The organism is Actinospineispora eucalypti (assembly GCF_039543365.1).
In the GTDB taxonomy this organism is placed as follows: Bacteria; Actinomycetota; Actinomycetes; order Mycobacteriales; family Pseudonocardiaceae; genus Pseudonocardia; species Pseudonocardia eucalypti.
Map to the genome: position 1 here is coordinate 246,595 of NZ_BAABJP010000039.1, position 19,310 is coordinate 265,904.

Consider the following 19,310-nt stretch of genomic DNA (forward strand, 5'->3'; position numbering starts at 1 on the left):
CGGGGGCTGTGATACTTGCTCGGACGCCTGGCCCGCGCGCGGAAGGACTGTTGAATGGCGACGCTGTTCACCAAGATCATCGATGGCGAGCTGCCCGGAAGGTTCGTCTGGCGGGACGAGACCGCCGTCGCGTTCCTCTCCATCAACCCACTCGGGCCGGGGCACACGCTGGTCGTGCCGCGCGCCGAGGTGGATCACTGGGTGGACGCCGACCCGGAGTTGCTGGCGCATCTCAACCGGGTGAGCCATGTCGTCGCCAAGGGCGTGCAGGCGGTGTGGCAGCCGCCCCGGGTGGCGTTCATCATCGCCGGGTTCGAGGTGCCGCACCTGCACCTGCACGTCTACCCGGCCTGGCGGCTGGACGACTTCGACTTCCGCAACGCGGCGGCCAACCCCGACCCGGCCGAGCTGGACCGCAACGCCGAGGCGCTGCGCGGCGCGCTGCGCGACGCCGGCCACGGCGCGAGCGTGCCGGACGCCTGATGCGGCTGATCCTGATCCGGCACGGCCTGCCGCACCGGGCGGGCAGCCCGGACGGGGACGGCACCGGGGCCACCGCCGATCCCGAGCTGACCCCGCTGGGCCACCGGCAGGCCGCCGGGGTGGCCACCGCGCTCACCGGCACGCCGGTGGACGCGATCTACTCCAGCCCGCTGCGCCGCGCCCGGCAGACCGCCGAGCCGCTGGCCTCGGTGCGGGACATCAAGCCCCAGGTGGTGGACGACCTCGCCGAGTACGACGCGGGGGACCGGCACTACGTCCCGGTGCACCTGATGGCCGAGGTGGCGCCGGACGCCTGGGAGCGGATGCTGGCCGGCCAGCTGCCCGAGTACGTGGACGTGCCGGCGTTCCAGGCCCGGGTGGTCGGTGCGTTGGAGCGGATCGCGGACGCCCACCCCGGCACGGCCAGCGTGGCCTGCTTCGCGCACGCCGGCGTGATCAACGTGTACCTGGCCGCGCTGCTCGGGCTGGACCGCCCGCTGACCTTCCCGCTGGACTACGCCGGACTCACCCGGATCAGCGTTTCCCGGAACGGCCGCCGTTCGGTGCGCACGATCAACGAGATCGCGCACGTGATCGACCTGCTGGACCCGGAGTCGGCCGGTTTGCCCGACGTGCCGGACGGCCCGGTCAGTCGGTGATCACCGACCGTCGGCCGCCGAGCCGGTTCCCGATGGCGCGCTCGGCCCGCCGGTAGGCGTCGGCGTCGTCCTGCAGCAGCGAGACGGAGTTGGCGTTCTCCATGAACGCGATCAGCTCGAAGGCCAGCTGCGCCGGGTCGGTGTCCTCGGCCAGCTCGCCCAGTTCGACGGCCTCCGCGATGCTGCTGGTGATCAGCCCGGTCCACGCCCGGCTGCCCTCGGCCAGCGCCTCGCGGAGCGGGCCGGGGCGGGCGTCGAACTCGGCCATCACGGCGAAGAAGAAGCAGCCGCCGGGGAAGACGCGGGTCCTGGAGTAGTCCAGCCACCGCGCGCACAGCGCCCGCACCCGCTCGACACCCGGCGGGATGCGCAGCGCGGGGGTGATCACCTCGTCCAGAATCACCTCGGTGGCCCGCCGCACGGTGGCCAGCTGGAGCTCCTCCTTGGAGCCGAAGTAGCCGAACAGGCCGCTCTTGCTGAGTCCGAGCGTGGTGGACAGCCGGCCGAGGGTGAGGCCGTCCAGCCCGTCCACCGAGGCCAGGTCGGCGGCGGTGCGCAGGATGTCCCTGCGGGCCTGTTCGTTGCGCGGGCGCCCGGCCACTTCCGCTCCCTTCGCCGGTCCGTCCATATTACTTGTACGAACGATCGTGCTTATAATGTGAGCCATGATGAGAACCGCATGGGTGGCCGGTCCTGAGCGGCCGGCAGTTGGCGATGATGTGCTGGTGAGCGTGACCCGGTTCGACGGCGCGCGCCGTGACCTGCCGGGCATCTACCGGACCGGGCTGTCGCTGGCCGCGCGCTGGCCGGAGCTGCCCGGCGCCGTCGGCGTGTGGCTCTGGTCGCTGCCGCTGGCCGGCAGCTCCGGCTCGGTCTCGGTGTGGGGTTCGGCGCGGGCGCTGCGCGGCTTCATCGGGCTGCCCGAGCACGTCCGCGTGATGGACCGCTACCGCACGCGGGGCACGGTCAGGGCGATCACCTGGACCGTCGAATGGGGCGACCGGAACGCCCTCTGGTCCCGCGCCCGCCACTGGCTCGCCCAGACTCCCACCCAAGCCTGACCCCTTGTCCCTCCGCGAGTCGGCGTTCTCAGCACCCTGAGTCAGTGTTTTCAGCACACTGAGTTGACGCTTCCGGCACACCGAGTCGGCGCTTCCGGGACCCGCTGGCCGCAGCCGGACGAGCATGGCGTCCGCTGAGGCACGTCGGCTCGGGCCGGGACGGTTTCATGGTCATCAGGGCACCATGGCCGCCGCGGCGGCCCGAGAACGGCCCCCATGTCCTGCTGATCATGAACCGGCGGCCGAAAGCGCCGACTCAGTGTGCTGAAAGTACCGACTCTGGGCACCGAAAACGCCGACTCGGTGTGCTCAGAACGCCGACTCGCGGGGGGTGGTTTGCATGGCCAGGAGGGTGACCAGGTCGTAGACCACGTGGGAGGCGGCGATCGCGGTGATCTGCGCGTGGTCGTAGGCGGGGGCCAGTTCCACCACGTCGGCGCCGATCAGCTTCGTGCCGGAAAGGCCGCGCAGGATCTCCAGGAGCTCGCGGCTGGTCAGGCCGCCGGCCTCGGGGGTGCCGGTGCCGGGGGCGTGCGCCGGGTCGAGCACGTCGATGTCGATGCTCACGTAGAGCGGGCGTTCGCCGATCCGCTGGCGCAGCGCGTCCACCGTCTCGTCGACGCCCCGGCGCATCACGTCCGCCGAGGTCAGCACGCCGAAGCCGAGCCGGTGGTCGTCGTCGAGGTCGCGCGAGCTGAACAGCGGTCCCCGGATGCCCACGTGGCACAGCGCGCTGGTGTCCAGCAGCCCTTCCTCCACCGCCCGCCGGAACGGGGTGCCGTGCGTGTACGGCTCGCCGAAGTAGGTGTCCCAGGTGTCCAGGTGCGCGTCGAAGTGCAGCAGCGCCACCGGGCCGTGCAGCTTGGCCGCCGCCCGCAGCAGCGGCAGCGCGATGGTGTGGTCGCCGCCCACGGTGACCAGCCGGGTGCCGGGCGCGGTGAGCGTCTCCGCGTGATGCTGCAGCGTCTCGATGGCTTCGCCGATGTTGAACGGGTTGAGCCCGACGTCGCCCGCGTCGGCCACCTGCACCGCCTCGAACGGGGACACCCCGAGCGCCGGGTGGAACGGCCGGAGCAACCGGCTGGCCTCGCGCAGCGCCGCCGGGCCGAACCGGGCGCCGGGGCGGTAGGTCACGCCGCTGTCGAACGGCGCGCCGAGCACCGCCACGTCGGCGCGCTCCACCTGGTCGGTGCGGGGCAGCCGGGCGAACGTGGCGAAGCCGGCGAACCGGGGCACCTCCAGCGAGTTGACCGGGCCGACGGGGGACTTCTCGGGCATCGGTGACTGCTCCTTGTCTCCCGCGTGCGCCTGACTGGGCGCACGCTCGGTAGCGCCTTCGGCGCTTCAGGCGGTAGGTACCGGGTCGTCGCTCTCGGCGCCCTGTTCACCGGCCAGCCGCCGGGACCACGCGTCGAGAACCTCGGGCGAGGTGGGCCGGGTGGCCAGGCTGACGGCCAGGTAGACCACCAGGCCCGCGCCGAGGCCGAAGAAGATGGGCTCGTTGGCGTCCAGGCCGTAGAGGATCATCGAGCCGATCGCCACCAGCGAGCCGGCGACCATCGAGGCCATCGCGCCCTGACGGGTGCCCCGGGGCCAGAACAACGCGCCGACGATGGCCACCAGCAACCCGCCGACCAGCACGTTGTACGCCACGGTGAGCGCGGCGACCACGTCGGTGACGATCATGGCGATGCCGATCGCCAGCACGCCCAGGACCAGCGTGCTGATCCGGTTGAAGGCGACCTCGGAGGCCAGCACGCCGGGCCGGCGGCGCCAGCCGCTGAGCAGGTCGGAGGTGCTCACCGTGGCGCAGGCGATCAGTGCGCCGCTGGAGGTGGACATCAGCGCGGACAGCGCGGCGGCCAGCACCAGCCCGCGCACCCCGGCCGGCAGTTGGTTGTTCACCACGGTGGCGAACGCGTCCTGCGCGCTGGCCAGGTCGGGGTACAGGGCCTTGGTGGCGGCGCCGATGAGCGCCCCGGCCACGCCGTAGGCCAGGCAGTAGACGCCGGAGATGATGCCGCCGGTGGTGGCCACCCCCGGGGTGCGCGCGGTGAACACCCGCTGCCAGATGTCCTGGCCGATCAGCAGGCCGAAGGCGTAGGTGACCAGGTAGGCCACGATGGTCGCGCCGCCGATGCCGGTGACGTCGAAGAAGTCCGGCTCCAGCCGCGCCCGCATGCCGTCGAAGCCACCGGCGGCGCTGATGGCCACCGGGAGCAGGATGAACAGGATCCCGATGGTCTTGATGACGAACTGGGCGATGTCGGTGAGGGTGATCGACCACATGCCGCCGAGCGTCGAGTAGAGCACCACGATCGACCCGCCGATCAGGATGCCGACCCAGTCCGGCACGCCGAGCAGCACCTTGAAGATGCTGGCGAAGGCCAGCGTCGAGGTGACCGTGAGCATCAGCGTGTACACCCACATCACCACCCCGGACACGGTCGCGGTGGAGCCGCCGTAGCGCAGGTCCAGCATCTCGCCGACGGTGTACACCCGCAGCTTGACCAGCCGCCGGGCGAACAGCGCGTGCAGCGCCAGGATGCCCAGGCCGATGGACACCACCAGCCAGGCGCCGGAGATTCCGTGCGTGTAGCCCAGCTTCACCCCGCCCACGGTGGACGCCCCGCCGAGCACGACGGCGGACATGGTGCCGGAGTACATGAACCAGCCGAGCCGGCGGCCGGCGACCAGGTAGTCGCTCTTGGTGCGGGCCAGCCGGACGCTTAACCAGCCGATGCCGATCATGCCGGCGATGTACAGGGCGATCACCGCGTAGTCAGCGACCACGTTGCCTCTTCCTCCGGGCGGCTGGGTGAGATCACGTTACGGCTACCCATGCATTGGAGCGAATGGGACGTTCCGGCCCAAATCGCAGTATCGTCTGGTCGAAATGACCAACTCTCTCGAGCCGATCGACGACCTGGTCACCGTGCCGCTGCGGGTGGTGGTGCACGCCGGTGAGCTGCATGCCCGGGTGGTCCCGGAGACGCTGCGCCCGGGCGCGCTGGACCGGCCGGTGCGCTGGGCCTCGGTCTGCGAGCTGCTCGATCCGGCGCCCTACCTGCTCGGCGAGGAGCTGATGCTCACCTCGGGCATGAACCTGCCCGACGACCGGGCCGAGGTCGACGCCTACGTGCGGCGTCTCCAGGCCGCCGGGGTGACCGCGCTCGGCTTCGGCATCACCCCGCCGTTCAGTCTCGAGCTGCCGGACTCGTTGCGCCTGGCCTGCGCCCGCCACGGGCTGCCGCTGCTGGTGGTGCCGGCGAGCGTGCCGTTCCTGGCGGTGGCCCGGGTGGTCGCGGTGGCGCTGGGCGAGGTCAGCCAGCGAGAGGCCCGCCGGGTCGCCTCGGCCAGGGAGGCGCTGACCCGGGCGGCCACCCAGGGCCTGGACGAGCTGGTGGCGGACCTGGCGAACCGGCTCTCCGGCTGGGTCTGCCTGCTGGGCGAGGGCCACCCGGCCGGGGCCGAGCCGCTGGCCGGGCACCGCGCCCCGGCGCCGCTGCCCGTCCGGTCGGCGAGCTGGTCGGCCGGTTGCGCCGGGGCAGCGGGGTGCGGGGGGCGAGCACCGAGCTGGCCGACGGCACCTTCGTGGTGGTGCAGCCGGTATATCCGCAGGCCACCTCGTCGATGCTGCTGGTGGCCGGGCGGCCGGGCCGGTTCGGCGGCACCGACCGGGCGATCTTCGCGGTGGGCGCGGCGCTGCTCGGGCTGATCGGGGAGGTGAGCGCCGACGTGGCCGGCTTCGGCTCGGTGGTCACCGACTTGCTGCTGGACACCGGCGGGCGGGTGGAGGCGCTAGCCGCGCTGCTCGGCGCCGGTCCCTACCGACTGTTGGTCGGGGTGCCCCGGTCGCCGGGCCGGCGGGCGCCCGGCCAGGTGGAGGCCGGGTACCACTGGTTGCGGGCCCGGCTGCGCACCCCGCTGATCCGGGTGACCGAGGAGCCGGGATTCGTGGCCATCGTCAGCGCGGACGCCGAGGAGGCCAGCGGGCCACCCGTCGCCAGCGGCGCCGCCAGTCCGGCCGGGTGGGGGGAGGGGCTGTCGGACCACGGGTGGCTGGTCGCGGCCGGCAGCCCGGTATCCGCCGAGCGGCTGCCGGCGGCGATGGCGGAGCTGGACGTATTGCGGGCCAGGGCGGTCGCGCTGCGCCGGCCGCTGCGGGCGGACTCCTCCGGCCTGGCCTCGGTGGTCTCGCCGGATGCGTCGGCGGCGTTCGCCGAGCGGCTGCTCGGCCCGGTGCTGGAGCTGAACCGGGGGCGGTCGCTGCTGGAGACGCTGCGCGCGTGGCTGGCGAACCACGGCGGCTGGGATCGCACGGCCGCCGACCTGGGCGTGCACCGCAACAGCGTGCGGCACCGGATCGGCCAGGTGGCAAGGGCGCTGGACCGGGACCTGGACGACCCGGAGACCCGGATGCAGCTGTGGTTCGCCCTGGGTTGGCTGCGCTGAGTCCGAGCCGGGCGTCGGTCATGCGGGCGAGGTTAGGAACTCAACTTAACTTGAGGTCAACCGGTTTTCGTCACATCGGCGGGCGGCGGGCCGACCGTCGGGCGAAGGGGATTAGGCCAAGCGTGGCGGCGGCAAGGACGGTTGCTGCGCCGGGCGGTGGCTTTCCGTGACCCGCGAACCACGTCCGAGCCATTCGTCGCACGGCAGCGTCCGGAAAGCTGACCGTGCGTTACTTTTTGTTTTAGTTGCTTCACCCGTCCGATAATTTCGTTCACGGATTCATGACGGCTAGATCACAAATGGGACAAGGACGCAACGCCCCCCGACGTCCGCCGGATCCCCCGAACCGGCAGTCCCGACGGCCGTTAATCCGAAAGGAAGGTACGTGGCACGGCATCGCTCCCCACGAGGCCGTGGTGCGCACTGGAAGCTCCCGTCGTCGAGTGCTCGGATGGCCTCGGCGGCGGGGGCAGGTGCGGCCCACCGAGCCGACGGCTCAGCCTCAACGCTCGCCTCACAGCGCGGCATGCTCGCGGCTGGTGGCGCCATCGTTGTCCTTGGTCAGGCCGCGTTCTCGCACGTCAGCGAGGCCGACGCACCCGCGTTGCCGGAATTTTCCGGTGCGTTGGAGTTCGTCGAGCCCATCGCGACCGAAACGGCCGCACCCGTCCCGGCGGCCTTCGAGCTGCCCGCCGGCAAGGGCGTGTTCGAGCCGGTGGCGCCGGCCGACGTGCCCGCGCAGGCGGACGTCGACTCCCTGGTGAAGGCGGCCAAGCTGGCCGAGACGGCCGAGCTGGCCCGCCAGACCCAGCTGCGCGAGGCGGAGGCGGCGGCCCGGGCGGTCGCCGACAAACCCAGCGTGCGCGGCACCAAGTGCGCCCCGAACAACGCCGGCCTGGCCGGCGTGAAGTCGTTCGTCGGCGACGCCGGCGTCTGGCTGCGCTGCATCTTCGACGTGGACACCGTGGGTGGCCTCGGCAAGCGTTCCAACGCCTCGGAGCACCCGCTGGGGCTGGCGCTGGACTTCATGGTCGGCCGGAGCGCCGGCGACCAGCTGGCCGACTACGCATTGCGCTACCGCGGCGAACTCAAGATCAAGTACGTGATCTGGCGTCAGCGGATCAACTACGGCTCCGGGTGGCAGTCGATGGCCGACCGCGGCTCGGTGACCGCGAACCACTTCGACCACGTGCACATCTCCTTCAACCGGTAGGCGCCGAAGGCGCCGGCTGAGCGCGCGCCCCGTGAGGCGCGTGCGGGGGATCGCGCGCCGAATCGATCGTCGTGTGCCAAAGTGTCGGTACACGACGAGATAACAGCGTTAACCGGGAGGACCAGGTGGGGATCAATCCGAACAGTGTGGGCGCGACGTCGGGCCCGGTGACCCAGAAGTGGGTCGATCGGGACACGTTGCTCTACGCGGTCGGCGTCGGGGCCGGCCTGGACGAGCTGGCGTTCACCACCGAGAACTCGCACGGCGTCGACCAGCAGGTGCTGCCCACCTACGCGGTGATCGCCTGCGGCAGCCTGGGCGCCATCGGCAAGGTCGGCGACGTGAACTGGGGCCGCCTGGTGCACGGCTCGCAGAGCATCCGGCTGCACCGCCCGCTGCCCCCGGCCGGCGAGCTGGCGGTGACCAGCGAGGTCGCCGACATCCAGGACAAGGGCGAGGGCAAGAACGCGATCATCACCATCACCGCCAAGGGCGTCGACCCGGCCAGCGGGGAGGTGGTCGCGGAGACCTCCTCCACCCTGGTGATCCGGGGCAGCGGCGGGTTCGGCGGGCAGCCCGGCAAGTCCCCGGAGCGGCCGGTCTACCCGGAGCGGGACGCGGACGTGACCCGTTCGGAGACCACCCGGGAGGACCAGGCGCTGACCTACCGGCTGTCCGGGGACCGCAACCCGCTGCACAGCGACCCGTGGTTCGCCACCGAGAAGGCCGGCTTCCCCAAGCCGATCCTGCACGGGCTGTGCACCTACGGGTTCGCCGGCCGCGCCCTGCTGCACGAGGTGTGCGGCGGCGACCCGGCCCGGTTCACCTCGATGACCGCCCGGTTCTCCTCGCCGGTGTTCCCCGGGGAGACCCTGACCACCTCGGCGTGGACCAACGGCGACGGCACCGCGGTGTTCCGCACCGAGGCCGCCGGGCCGGACGGCGCGAACCGCCGGGTGGTGCTGGACGACGGGGTGCTGGAGTACACCGACTGATCGCCCTGGTGAGTCGCCGGGTTCGGCCGGCCGGGAGAATCGGCCGGTGCCGCACGACATAACCAGTCCGACCAACCCCCGGATCAAGGCCCTGGTCCGGCTGCGCCGCCGGCGGCACCGGGAGGAACGGGCCGAGACGCTGGTGGAGGGCTTCGAGGAGCTGGGCCTCGCGCTCTCCGCCGGCGTCGCGCCGGTCGCCGTCTACCACTGCCCCGAGCTGGCCCGGCCCGGGGAGCTGGACGCGCTGCGCGGGTACCCGTCTTTCGACCTGGCCGAGCTGGTGACCGTGCCGCCCCCGGTGTTCGAGAAGGTGGCCTACCGGCAGTCCCCGGACGGGTGGCTGGCCGTGCTGCCCTCGGTGCGCACCGACCTGGCCGCGCTGCGCCCCGGACCCGACCCGCTGATCCTGGTCTGTGAGGGCGTGGAGAAGCCGGGCAACCTGGGCGCCATGCTGCGCACCGCCGACGCGGCCGGCGTGGCGGCGGTGATCGCCACCGACCCGGGCACCGACTGGGCCAACCCCAACGTGGTGCGGGCCAGCAAGGGCGCCGTCTACACCGTGCCGGTGGTCACCGCGGACACCGACGAGGTGCTGGCCTGGCTGGCTTCGCGGGGCATCGCGGTGCTGGCGGCCACCCCGGAGGCCAGCGACCCGTACACCCGGCTGGACCTGCGCGGGCCGCTGGCCATCGCGGTGGGTGCGGAGAAGCGCGGGCTGTCCGAGGCCTGGCTGGCCGCCGCCGATCAGCGCGCGCTGATCCCCATGCACGGCCGGGTGGACTCGCTGAACGTGGCCACCTCGGCCGCCATCCTGCTCTACGAGGCGGTCCGCCAGCGGTCGTCAGCCGAGTAGCGCCGTGCGCAGCAGGGTGTCCGCCGCGGTGCGGCTCTGGGCGGCGGCGTCGGTGGCGCCGACGATGGAGTAGCAGACGATCGCGCCCTCGTGCAGGCTGGTCAACGCCACGGCCAGGGCCTCGGGTTGCGCGACCCCGGCCTCCGCCGAGAGCCGGTGGAACAGGTCGCGCAGCCAGGTCTTCTCGTCCACGATCAGCTGCCGGCCGGGGTGGTCGTACTCCGGCAGCTCGGCGAACGCGTTCACGAAGCTGCAGCCCCGGTAGGACGGCTCGAGCCACTCCGGCAGCACGTCGAACGGCACCAGCACCCGGGCGACCGGGTCGGTCGCCTCGGCCAGCCGGGCCTCGATCAGCTCCCGCCAGCGCCGGTCACGGGCCGCCAGGTAGGCCACCACCAGGTTGTCCTTCGAGCCGAACCGGTCGTAGAGGGTCCGCTTGGTCACCCCGGACTCGGCCGCGATGGTGTCCACCCCGACGGCGTGAATGCCCCGCTCGTAGAACAGCTTGGACGCCACCTCCAGGATGCGCCGCGCCCTGGGGGTGAGCTGGATCTCCTCGGACATGCGGAAACTCCCCTTGAGTTTACAGATCTGTGTACCTACACTGGCTTGTGAAGTTCACAGATCAGTATAGGAGGTTCGAGATGCGTGGTCTCGTCCAGTTGATGCGTGACATGGCCTACGGCGTGAACGCGGGGAACGCGATCCGGCACGGGGCGCCGGTGCCGCCCCGGCCCGCCGCGAAGGGGTCAACGCAGGGCCTCCGGCACCTCGAGCTCCTTCCCCAGTACGTGGTGGGCCAGGAACGCGAGGACCGTCTCGTACCAGAGGGCCGCGTGGCCGGGGCTTAGCACCCAGTGGTTCTCGTCCGGGAAGTAGAGGAAGCGGTGCGGCTGGGTGGCCGGGTCGGCCTGCCGCTCCTGCAGGTCCCACCACAGCCGTAGCGCCTCGCCGATCGGCACGCGGTAGTCCCGGTCCCCGTGGATGACCAGCATCGGGGTGCTGATCCGGTCGGCGTGCCGGTGGGGGCTGTTCGCCTCGGCCATCGCCTCGGTCATCTCGGTCAGCCAGTAGTTGGCCGAGTCGGTGGTGCGGCCGAACTGGTCCAGCGCCCACAGGCTGGCGTGCGTGACGATCGCGTCGAACCGGTCGGTGTGCCCGGCGATCCAGTTGGCCATGTAGCCGCCGAACGAGCCGCCCATCGCGGCGGTGCGCTCGCCGTCCACCTCCGGCAGCGCGATCGCCGCGTCGGTCAGCGCCATCAGGTCCGTGTACGGCGGGCCGCCCCAGGCGCCCCAGCCCCGCGCGATGAACTCCTCGCCGTAGCCGGTGGACAACGCGGGATCGGGCAGCAGCACGGCGTAGCCCCGGGCCGCCATCAGCCAGGGGTTCCACCGCCAGTGCCAGCTGTTCCAGCTGGTCAGCGGGCCTCCGTGGATCCACAGCAGCAGCGGCGCGGGCTCCTCACCGTCGGGCAGCACCAACCACGCGCGCAGCGGTGTGCCGTCCGCCGCCTCGGTGCGCACCTCGGTGAGCGTGCCGGGCAGCGCCGGCCGCTCCGCCGGGCCGGGCAGCGGGGTCGGCCGCTGGTCGGCGGCGTGTGCGTCCAGCCGGACCGGCTCGGCCGGGGCGTCCACCGCCACGCGCAGCGCGTAGACCCACCGCCCGTCCGGCGACACGCACGGTTCGGCGTAGGCGGCGTCGTCGGCGGTCAGCCGGGTGATCGTGCCGTCGCCGGCGTCGACCCGGAACACCGGTGCCCGGCCGTCCTGGTCGGCGGTCACGATCAGCGCCGCCGAGTCCGGCGTCCAGCACAGGTCGGCCGGCCAGCGGTCCCACGGGGCGGTCAGCTCGCGCACCGCCCCGCCGGCCAGCGGCACCAGCACCAGATCGGTGCGCGGCGGGCTGGTCGGCGTGGTGCGGCGTTCGCGCAGCGCGGCCACCGTGGTGCTGTCCGGGCTGATCCGGGCGCGGAAGAACTCGTACCCCGGGTCGTCCAGCAGCACCCGCCGGACCGGATCCGCGTCGTCCGCCGGCACGTCGAGGGCCACCACGGAGGCCCGGCCGCCGCCGTTCGGCTCGGCCACCCGCCAGCCGGTGACCACGGTGTGTCCGTCCGGGCTGATCTCCGCCGAGGTCTCGGTGAGCGCGGAGCCCGGCGCGGGGGTCAGGTCCCGCCAGTCCAGCCGCGCTTCGCCGCTGGGAGCGGCCACCAGCAGCCGGGGGTGGTCCGGGCCGAGGTCGTGGTCCCAGAACCGCACCGGGTAGCCCGAGTGCAGGATCGCGGTGATCTTCTTCTCCCGGCGGGCCGCGCGCAGCCGCTCGTCCTCCTCGGCGGTGCCGGCGCCCGGCAGCGTCATCGCGCTGACCAGAACCGTCCCCGACCTGGCGGCCACCGAGGTCCCGGACAGCGCACCCGGCCGCCGGCCGGCGAGCCGCGCCTCGCCGCCTTCCCGGGGTAGCAGCCACAATGCCGGCGGCGGCTCCTCGTCCCCGGCCTTGTCCTCCGGGTCGGGCCGGGCGGCGGTGAACAGCAGGTCCCCGTCCGGGGTGAACGCCGGTGCGCGCTCACCGGCGGTGCCCCTGGTCAGCCGGCGGGCCGGCCGCTCGCCGTTCGGGTCGATCTCCCACAGCGCACTGACGAACCGCGTGCCCTCCGGGTCCGGCGTGGCGACGGCGGTGACCAGCCGGGTGCCGTCCGGGGAGAGGCGCAGCCCGCCCAGGCGGGGCAGTCGGAGAAAGTCTTCGAGACGGTGGAACGGGGTCTGGGTCACCGCCCCTTCTTATGGCATGGGTCAGGGGGTGTGCGGATCGGGTCGGTCGCCGGGCAGCGCGATCAGTGCGACCACCGCGATGAACAGCGTGGACGCCGCGACCGCGAACGCCAGCACGGCGTGCACGTGGTAGAACGGCAGCAGGATCAGGGGCGCCAGCGCCGCGCCGCCGAAGCGGAACGCGAACACCACGGACAGCGCGCCGCCCCGGTTGCTCGGCACCGCGGACGCGGTGAGGCTCTGCAGGGCGACGTTGAGCAGCGCGGCCGCCGCGCCGGCGGCGGTCCAGCACAGCGCCAGCGCCGGCATCGAGCCGGTGGTGCCGACCGCCGCGACGCAGCCGGCGGTGATCAGTGCGGCGGCCGCGCCGCACCAGCGTGCGCCGTTGCGGTCCACCACCAGGCCCCAGGCCGCGCCCGTCGCCATGCCGGCCACCCCGAACCCGAGCAGCGCCAGCCCGGCCGCGTCCGCCCGGGCGTGCAGGTGCTCCTGGGCGTACAGCGCGACCAGGAACGGCAGCGAGGCGGCGCCGAGGTAGGAGGCGAAACCGGCCGCCGCGAGCAGGGCCAGCCGGCGGCTGAGCAGCGCGCCCCAGCGGGGTGCCTCGGCACCCGGCCGGGCCTCGCCCGGTGGTGGGGCCAGCGCCAGCAGTCCGGCCACCAGCGCCACCGCGACGAACGACCAGCGCCAGGAGCTGACCGCCGCGAACCCGCCGACCAGCGGCGCGAACGACTGGCCGGCGGCCTGGCAGCTGGCGAAAAGGCCGACCGACCGGCTCAGCCGGTGCCGGGGGACCATGTCCACCAGCCCGGCGAGCAGCAGCGGCGAGGTGAAGGCGTTCGCCACGCCGAGCACCCCGCGCATGGTCAGGAACACCCCGAGGTTGGGGGAGAGGGCGGCGGCGAGCGACGCCACCAGGTAGACGCCGTAGGCCACGAGCACCGTGCGCCGCCGGCCCCACCGCTCGCCCAATGTGCCGGAGACCAGCTGCACCAGGGCGAACGGGAGCATGTAGACGGTCAGGGACAGCGCCGCGCCGCCGGTGGAGGTGTGCAGCGACTGGCCGATCTGCGGCAGCATCGGTGAGACGACGCCGCCGCCCAATGGCCCGAGCGCCGCGCCGGCGTAGACGGCGGCGATGCGCAGCCGCCGGAGAGGGGTCGGTCGTTCGGTGCCGATGTCCGTGCTCGCCTCCGGGAAATCGCTGCCCGGCTCAGACTAATCCGTTAGCGATGCTCACGAGTGTGGCGCCGATGACACCCGGCGGGATCAGTTCGCCCAGTAGGTGGCGCGGATGCGCCGTTTGTACAGCTTGCCAGACTCCTCCCGGGGCAGGTTGCGGTCGATCACCACCACCTTGGGGACCTTGTAGCCGGCCAGGTTCTGCCGCACCTGCTCGCGCAGATCGTCCTCGGTGAGGCTGCTCGCCGGGTCGGTGTCCACGTGGGCGGCGAGGACCTCGCCGAACTCGGGGTCGGGGATGCCGAACACCGCGACGTCCCGCACTCCCGGCAGGGTGATCATGAACTGCTCGATCTCCGCCGGATAGATGTTCACCCCGCCGGAGATGACCATGTCGTTGATCCGGTCGCTGAGGTAGAGGAAGCCGTCCTCGTCGAGGTGGCCGCCGTCGCCGATGGTCAGGTAGCCGTCCCGCTCCATCCGGCGCCGCTTCTCGTCGTTGCCGATGTAGGTGAAGTCCGGCCAGGTGGGACCGGGGCTCAGGTAGATCTCGCCGAAGGTTCCGGTCGGCGCCTCGGAGCCGTCCGGAAGCAGGATCTTCACGTCGCATCCGGGCAGCGCCCGGCCCACCGTGCCGGGGTGGGCCAGCCACTCCTCGCTGTCGCAGAAGACCACCACGCCGGTCTCCGAGCCGCCGTAGTACTCCACGATGATCGGCCCCCACCAGTCGATCATCTGCCGCTTGACATCGGGCGGGCAGGGTGCGGCGGCGTGCACCACCGACCGCAGCGAGGACACGTCGGCGGCTTGTTTCTCCTCGTCGGACAGCTGCAGCAGCCGGACGAACATGGTGGGCACCATCTGCGTGTGGTCGATCTTGTTACGGGCCACGGTCTCCAGGAACGCGCGCGGCTCGAAGCGGGGCATGATGGTCAGCTCCAGCCCGGCGGCCATGGCGAACAGCGCGTGCGCGTTGGGCGCGGAGTGGTACATCGGCGCCGGCACCATGGTGTGCATGCCCGGCTGGATGCCGAACGCGCGGAAGATCCGCTCGATGGCCGGCCCGGACTGTTGCGGGCTCATCGGCTGGCGCAGGATCCCCTTGGGTGCGCCGGTGGTGCCGGAGGTGTAGATGACCGACAGCGGCGGGGTCGGGGGCGCCTCGACCCGTTCGGTGATCCCGGCCAGCCAGCTCTCCAGCTCCAGGTCGCCCACGGCGGGCAGCTCGTCGGGCAGCCGGTACGCGGCGCGCAGTGCTTCGCTGGGCACCACCTCCACCAGCGGAATCGGCTGCTCCAGGGCGTCGGTGACCACCGGGGCGAGGTCGCGGTGCACGAAGGCGGCCTTGGCGCCGCTGTCGCTGAGCAGGTAGCCGAGCTCGCGGCCCTTCCAGTGCCAGTTCACCGGCACCGGGATCGCGCCGGCCAGCGACGCGGCCAGGCTGAGCTCGACGAACTCGATGTCGTTGCGCAGTACGATCGCCACCCGGTCGCCGGGTTGCACGCCCAGCTTGCCCAGCCCGGCGGCGACCCGCGCCGCGCGGTCCAGAGCCTCGTCCCGGCTCCGGGAACGGTCACCGCAGTGGATCATGACATCGGTCATATGACGGCAGCTCCTTCGCCCCGATCGACAACCTGGCGGAAGTCTCACACAAGATCTGGCGGGTCGCCGTTCGATCGGGCATCGTTGGTTACGTGTGGGGCTGGTGCATCCGGAGCTCACCGCTCATCGCGGCTGTCCTGTTGCTGATGCATGCCCGGACCCTCCTCGGCCTCGAGGAGGGAAAGTCGGACGAGTCCACCTTCTTCGGCTACCAACTCTCGGGCGGCCGGCTGTCCCTGTTCTTCGCGTTGCTGTTCACGCTGCTCGGTGTGATGGCGGTGTTCGGGATCGTGAACTTCATCATCGAGGAGATCAAGCTGGGCCGGGAGTACACCGGCCGCGTCCCGAAGCGGCGGGTTTCCCCGAGCCAGAAGCTGCGCCATCCGCCGATCGACCTCGGCGTGTTCCTGCCGCCGGAACCGCCACCGGACACCGCGCCCAACTTCCGCAACCGCCGCCGGGACTAGGCCGGTTGAGCCTCCCTGGCCGGAAGCAGCTCGTCCAAGGTGGTCACCTGGTCCGGTGCGAGGACGACCTCGGCACCGAGGTTCCGGCGGTCGATCTGATACATGAACTCGCGGCAGCGCCCGCAGGGCGGCAGGACCATCAGGTGGTTCGTTCGGTCATCGCGCGTCACCGCGACCACCTGAGCGATCTGGAACTGCCGCGCGGTGACCATCGCCGCGACGGCCGCATGCTCGGCGCAGAACCCCATGCCGCATGGCGTGTCGATGCAGACGCCGAGGAACACGTCGCCACTACGCGTGATGATCGCGGCGGCCACGCCCCCGGAGGCCCGGTCGTCCTGCTCGGTCGGGTTCAGGCAAGCCGCAGCGGTCTCGATGATCTCGGCAGGCGTCACCGCGTAATCTTTACCATGCCTGATCCGTAGGTCCGATCCTGTTTATGCGGTGATCGCTATTCGGGGTTTTCGGCGTGGTGTCTGGCTGGCGTCTATCCATTTCGGGGGGATGAATTCCGGCCATCCGTTGTGGATGCGGATCTCCCATCCGGCGTGGTGGATCATCCGGTGGTGGGCCCAGCAGAGCATCACGAGGTTGCTCAGGTCGGTGCGGCCACCGTGGGCCCAGGGAATGATGTGGTGCACCTCGCAATGGCGAGGGTTTTTGTTGCAACCCCGCCAGGCGCAACCTCGGTCGCGGGCGGCGATGGCGCGGCGTTGGTAGTGAGCCACGGTGCGGCGGATCCGCCCCACATCCACGACCGTGCTGTCGCCGTCGAGGACGACGGGTAGGACTTTGCAGTCGCAGGCGAGTTGCCGGATGTGCGCGGCGGTGGCCCAGCCGAGTCCGAGGGTTGCTCCGCGGACCCGTTCCCGCAGGTCTTTTTCCTGCACGATCACGGTCAGGTGGGGTCGTTCCCCACCTTGAACAGGTAGGTCTGCCTGGTTGAGTGCCTGGACACATAGGGCGCCGAGGGCATCGGCGTCGCGTTCGGGCAGGGACTTGTCCTCGTCGTCGTTGCCGCTGGTGCGGTGGCCTTCCAACGCCAAGGACAGGGCGGTGAAGGTCGGGGTGTCGAGCTGGCCTGTGATCCGGCCGCCGTGGCCGTCGCGGCAGCGGTGCAGGTACAGCTCGTTGAGTTGTGGTTTCTCGTCCTCGGGTTCGGGGCCGTCCTGGTCGAGGGTGTTCAGTAGTTGGGTGCCGAGGTGGCGTAGTTCGTCGGGCCGACACGTGGTTGCCCACTCGGCGAGTTGTTTCTCCGCGCCGCCCCACACCCCGGGGTCCAATCGCCGTCCGGTGGGGGAGTTGAGCAGGTTCTCGATGACGTCGGCGTGCGGCTGGTCGATGGTCAGCGCACCCAGCGCGGCGGCGGTGGCGGGCATGGCCGGTTCGACGGGTTGCCCGTCCAGGGTGGTGGGGAACACGGCGCGGGCGATCGCGACCATGCGTCGGGCGCGTTGTGGGTGGTAGCCGAGTAGGTCGGCGATCGCGGCGCGGGTGGTGACGCAGCGTTGGTCGAACTCTCCCAAGCGGTCCAGATCGGCGATCTCTGACAGTTTCAGGTGGGTCAGGTCCCGTATTAGCCGTTCGACGGCTTTGAGTCCTTCGATCTTGGTGGCGCCATCGGCGGTGGCGAGGTACGCGCGGAGGGCGGCCACCGCGGCGGCCGCTTCTTCCACGCATGACTCGAACATGCGTTCATGTTATCGTAGATTGCGCTTGGGGGCAAAATGATTGAGGATGGAGGTGTGCGTCGTGTGCGGTACCCGGCCGGCAACGCATGACAGGACCCGGGGCACCGGCTTTCAGCGCGGGTTTCCCCGCTGTGGTCCGGTCCAAAGAGAATCAAAAAGGCGAGGGAGGTTTTCGATCCGTCGGATGTCGGAGACATCCGAACGGCCCGGCGCCGCGTTGCGGCGCCGAACCAACCGAGAACCCAGACTCAGCGGGGGAGCGGCCGGCTGACCGGCTTGCGCTGCGCCGGGATCAGGCCGGTCAGGTCGCGCGGGGGCAGCCGGGCAAATGGCGGGCGCGGCGTTGCGCGGCGGGAGTCCTCCCTGGCCAGCAGGCCGGTGGCCGTCACGCCGAGCAGCGTGAAGATCAGGTCGCCGGTGCCGCGCAGCTGGAGGTGCGGGTCGATCACGGTGAGGATGAGGAGGAAGCGCCACACCACGTCCAGACAGGAGATGCAGGCGCCCAGCGGGCCGGGCAGCCACAGCGCCGGCCGGATCGTGCGCAGCACCCGCACGGACAGCCAGATGAACGCGGCCAGCAGGGGGATCCCGCCGATCCACAGGAAGTACAGGATGCCGGATTCCAGGTAGACCACCGAGCGCCAGGTCTCCGGCGCCTGCAGCACGGTGTTCGGTGACACCCCGATCAGCGTGGTGATCCAGTTGAAGTGGGGCAGGTAGAGATTGGTGAGGTTGTCGTAGCGGCCCAGCCAGCTCTCCGGCACCGGCAGACCCTCCACCCCGAAGCTGGACAGCCGCCCGATCAGCGCGGGCGCCCCGACCACCACCGCCACCCCGGCGAGCGGGGCGAACCGGCGGGCCTGCCGGCGCAGCTCGGGGAACCGGCGGGCCAGCAGCACGGCGGCCACCGCCGCCGCGATCCAGGTGGAGTACTGCCCGGAGGCGAGCGTGCCGGCGCCGAGCACCAGGGCCAGGCCCAGTCGTTCCTTGCCGTTCAGCAGGCCGCGGGCGCCGCAGCACAGCACCAGGATCAGGCTGATGATGATCACGTCGCCGGCGGCGATCGGTGAGCCGAGGGTGGCGCTGCCGCGCTCGCTGAGCTGGTCGGTGGAGTCCGCGCCGCCGCCGTTCCAGAACGCCTGGAGCAGCAGGAGCACCGGCTGGAACTTCAGCGTCTGCAGCACCGCGATGAGCGCCACCGCCGCGCCCGGCCAGACGATGCACCGGACGGTGACCAGCGCGCGCCGCTCATTGGTGACCGTGTAGCGGACCAGGAAGTAGATGCCGACCAGCTTGATCATGGGAAGCACGGCGGCCAGCTCGTCGACGTCCGGCATGCGGCCGCGCAGGGTCACCGAGGCCAGCGGCCACACCGTGGCCAGGAGCAGGAACACCGCCAGCGGCACGTCGACCGCCGGCAGGAACCGGGGCCGGATGCGCTCGCCGGCGACCAGCCGCAGGTAGGCGCCGAAGCACGCGCCCGCCATCAGCAGCACCAGCAGCGCCTCGTTCGGCCGGACCAGCGGGAGCAGGGTGTCCCGGTCGATGCCGGCGATCAACGGCAGGGTGCACAGGTAGGCGTAGGTGGCGAACACCGGCGTCACCGCGGCCACGGTGAACAGCAGCAACGCGAACACGAGGCCGACGAAGCCGTACGCGGCCACCGCGCTGAACCCGCCGGCCAGCGCCCCGGCCACCGCGCTGGCCAGCACCGCGCCGAACACGATCAGCGCGGTCCGGGCGGCCTGCCGCGGTGCGCGCCCCGCCGGGCCGGTCGGCTCGGTCGGTTGGACCGGCCCGATCGGCGGGGTGGCGGGGGGCACGAGCGTCTGGGTCATCGATTTCCACTTTGGCACCAAACCGCCGCTGAGGTGG

At 71.8% G+C, this 19,310-nt stretch carries 19 protein-coding genes; 9 read left to right on the plus strand and 10 right to left on the minus strand.

Going from position 1 to position 19,310, the window contains the following annotated elements:
* Positions 1-54 precede the first annotated feature (54 nt).
* The gene (locus ABEB12_RS30905; protein ID WP_185065440.1) at positions 55-483 is read left to right on the plus strand and encodes an HIT domain-containing protein; all 429 of its coding nucleotides are present in this window, start codon (positions 55-57) and stop codon (positions 481-483) included.
* The gene (locus ABEB12_RS30910) at positions 483-1,142 is read left to right on the plus strand and encodes a histidine phosphatase family protein (protein ID WP_185065441.1); all 660 of its coding nucleotides are present in this window, start codon (positions 483-485) and stop codon (positions 1,140-1,142) included. Before ABEB12_RS30905 ends, ABEB12_RS30910 begins: the two co-directional genes overlap by 1 nt.
* On the opposite strand, the gene ABEB12_RS30915 is transcribed toward ABEB12_RS30910, so the two are convergent.
* On the minus strand, positions 1,132-1,743 hold the full coding sequence (locus tag ABEB12_RS30915; RefSeq protein ID WP_345703282.1) for a TetR/AcrR family transcriptional regulator: 612 nt from the start codon (positions 1,741-1,743) through the stop codon (positions 1,132-1,134). The two genes, ABEB12_RS30910 and ABEB12_RS30915, sit on opposite strands and share 11 nt — an antisense overlap.
* A gap of 124 nt (positions 1,744-1,867) precedes the next feature.
* Here ABEB12_RS30915 and ABEB12_RS30920 point away from each other — a divergent pair, with 124 nt between their 5' ends.
* Positions 1,868-2,203, plus strand: coding sequence for a hypothetical protein (locus ABEB12_RS30920; protein WP_221498770.1), 336 nt, complete (start codon positions 1,868-1,870; stop codon positions 2,201-2,203).
* A gap of 309 nt (positions 2,204-2,512) precedes the next feature.
* Here ABEB12_RS30920 and speB read toward each other — a convergent pair whose 3' ends face one another.
* Both speB and ABEB12_RS30930 read right to left on the minus strand, forming a co-directional pair.
* Complete coding sequence (speB, locus tag ABEB12_RS30925) at positions 2,513-3,481, minus strand: agmatinase (protein WP_185065444.1); 969 nt, start codon at positions 3,479-3,481, stop codon at positions 2,513-2,515.
* 66 nt (positions 3,482-3,547) lie between these two features.
* Positions 3,548-4,996: a sodium:solute symporter family transporter gene (locus ABEB12_RS30930; protein ID WP_185065445.1), complete on the minus strand. Its 1,449-nt coding sequence runs from the start codon at positions 4,994-4,996 to the stop codon at positions 3,548-3,550.
* 103 nt (positions 4,997-5,099) lie between these two features.
* On the opposite strand from ABEB12_RS30930, the gene ABEB12_RS30935 reads away from it, so the two are divergent.
* The 5 genes from ABEB12_RS30935 to ABEB12_RS30955 all read left to right on the plus strand — a co-directional run bounded on the left by ABEB12_RS30935 (position 5,100) and on the right by ABEB12_RS30955 (position 9,719).
* On the plus strand, positions 5,100-5,921 hold the full coding sequence (locus tag ABEB12_RS30935; RefSeq protein ID WP_345703283.1) for a PucR family transcriptional regulator ligand-binding domain-containing protein: 822 nt from the start codon (positions 5,100-5,102) through the stop codon (positions 5,919-5,921).
* Entirely contained in the window at positions 5,837-6,658 is an 822-nt protein-coding gene (locus ABEB12_RS30940) for a PucR family transcriptional regulator (protein ID WP_345703293.1), read from the plus strand. The genes ABEB12_RS30935 and ABEB12_RS30940 overlap by 85 nt, the downstream gene beginning before the upstream one ends.
* Before the next feature lie 526 nt (positions 6,659-7,184).
* A complete protein-coding gene (locus ABEB12_RS30945; protein ID WP_185065446.1) occupies positions 7,185-7,871 on the plus strand; it encodes a hypothetical protein in 687 nt (228 codons plus the stop codon).
* 167 nt (positions 7,872-8,038) lie between these two features.
* Complete coding sequence (locus ABEB12_RS30950) at positions 8,039-8,866, plus strand: MaoC family dehydratase (protein WP_345703284.1); 828 nt, start codon at positions 8,039-8,041, stop codon at positions 8,864-8,866.
* Between the two features lie 46 nt (positions 8,867-8,912).
* Positions 8,913-9,719: a TrmH family RNA methyltransferase gene (locus tag ABEB12_RS30955; RefSeq protein ID WP_185065448.1), complete on the plus strand. Its 807-nt coding sequence runs from the start codon at positions 8,913-8,915 to the stop codon at positions 9,717-9,719.
* On the opposite strand, the gene ABEB12_RS30960 is transcribed toward ABEB12_RS30955, so the two are convergent.
* From ABEB12_RS30960 to ABEB12_RS30975, 4 genes are all read right to left on the minus strand, one after another.
* Positions 9,708-10,283 (minus strand): TetR family transcriptional regulator, encoded by a 576-nt coding sequence (locus ABEB12_RS30960; protein WP_185065449.1) that lies wholly within the window; start codon positions 10,281-10,283, stop codon positions 9,708-9,710. The genes ABEB12_RS30955 and ABEB12_RS30960 overlap by 12 nt on opposite strands.
* A 185-nt stretch (positions 10,284-10,468) precedes the next feature.
* Complete coding sequence (locus ABEB12_RS30965) at positions 10,469-12,493, minus strand: prolyl oligopeptidase family serine peptidase (protein WP_185065450.1); 2,025 nt, start codon at positions 12,491-12,493, stop codon at positions 10,469-10,471.
* 21 nt (positions 12,494-12,514) lie between these two features.
* Positions 12,515-13,672: an MFS transporter gene (locus tag ABEB12_RS30970; protein ID WP_345703294.1), complete on the minus strand. Its 1,158-nt coding sequence runs from the start codon at positions 13,670-13,672 to the stop codon at positions 12,515-12,517.
* Between the two features lie 90 nt (positions 13,673-13,762).
* A complete protein-coding gene (locus ABEB12_RS30975; RefSeq protein ID WP_185065452.1) occupies positions 13,763-15,277 on the minus strand; it encodes an AMP-binding protein in 1,515 nt (504 codons plus the stop codon).
* 146 nt (positions 15,278-15,423) lie between these two features.
* Between ABEB12_RS30975 and ABEB12_RS30980 the strand changes: the two genes are divergently transcribed.
* On the plus strand, positions 15,424-15,744 hold the full coding sequence (locus tag ABEB12_RS30980) for a hypothetical protein (protein WP_185065453.1): 321 nt from the start codon (positions 15,424-15,426) through the stop codon (positions 15,742-15,744).
* On the opposite strand, the gene ABEB12_RS30985 is transcribed toward ABEB12_RS30980, so the two are convergent.
* The 3 genes from ABEB12_RS30985 to ABEB12_RS30995 all read right to left on the minus strand — a co-directional run bounded on the left by ABEB12_RS30985 (position 15,741) and on the right by ABEB12_RS30995 (position 19,273).
* The gene (locus ABEB12_RS30985) at positions 15,741-16,139 is read right to left on the minus strand and encodes a cytidine deaminase (RefSeq protein WP_185065454.1); all 399 of its coding nucleotides are present in this window, start codon (positions 16,137-16,139) and stop codon (positions 15,741-15,743) included. The genes ABEB12_RS30980 and ABEB12_RS30985 overlap by 4 nt on opposite strands.
* Before the next feature lie 42 nt (positions 16,140-16,181).
* Positions 16,182-17,435, minus strand: coding sequence for a DUF222 domain-containing protein (locus ABEB12_RS30990; protein ID WP_185065455.1), 1,254 nt, complete (start codon positions 17,433-17,435; stop codon positions 16,182-16,184).
* A gap of 248 nt (positions 17,436-17,683) precedes the next feature.
* Complete coding sequence (locus ABEB12_RS30995; protein ID WP_185065456.1) at positions 17,684-19,273, minus strand: hypothetical protein; 1,590 nt, start codon at positions 19,271-19,273, stop codon at positions 17,684-17,686.
* Positions 19,274-19,310: the final 37 nt, after the last annotated feature.

Bases quoted from the DNA above. Each gene is read 5' to 3' on its own strand.
- ABEB12_RS30945 (WP_185065446.1), top strand. From the start codon at position 7,185: ATGCTCGCGGCTGGTGGCGCCATCGTTGTCCTTGGTCAGGCCGCGTTC.
- ABEB12_RS30905 (WP_185065440.1), top strand. From the start codon at position 55: ATGGCGACGCTGTTCACCAAGATCATCGATGGCGAGCTGCCCGGAAGG.
- ABEB12_RS30980 (WP_185065453.1), top strand. From the start codon at position 15,424: ATGCATGCCCGGACCCTCCTCGGCCTCGAGGAGGGAAAGTCGGACGAG.
- ABEB12_RS30935 (WP_345703283.1), top strand. From the start codon at position 5,100: ATGACCAACTCTCTCGAGCCGATCGACGACCTGGTCACCGTGCCGCTG.
- ABEB12_RS30910 (WP_185065441.1), top strand. From the start codon at position 483: ATGCGGCTGATCCTGATCCGGCACGGCCTGCCGCACCGGGCGGGCAGC.
- ABEB12_RS30995 (WP_185065456.1), bottom strand. From the start codon at position 19,273: ATGACCCAGACGCTCGTGCCCCCCGCCACCCCGCCGATCGGGCCGGTC.
- ABEB12_RS30990 (WP_185065455.1), bottom strand. From the start codon at position 17,435: ATGTTCGAGTCATGCGTGGAAGAAGCGGCCGCCGCGGTGGCCGCCCTC.
- ABEB12_RS30960 (WP_185065449.1), bottom strand. From the start codon at position 10,283: ATGTCCGAGGAGATCCAGCTCACCCCCAGGGCGCGGCGCATCCTGGAG.
- ABEB12_RS30975 (WP_185065452.1), bottom strand. From the start codon at position 15,277: ATGACCGATGTCATGATCCACTGCGGTGACCGTTCCCGGAGCCGGGAC.
- ABEB12_RS30940 (WP_345703293.1), top strand. From the start codon at position 5,837: ATGCTGCTGGTGGCCGGGCGGCCGGGCCGGTTCGGCGGCACCGACCGG.
- speB (WP_185065444.1), bottom strand. From the start codon at position 3,481: ATGCCCGAGAAGTCCCCCGTCGGCCCGGTCAACTCGCTGGAGGTGCCC.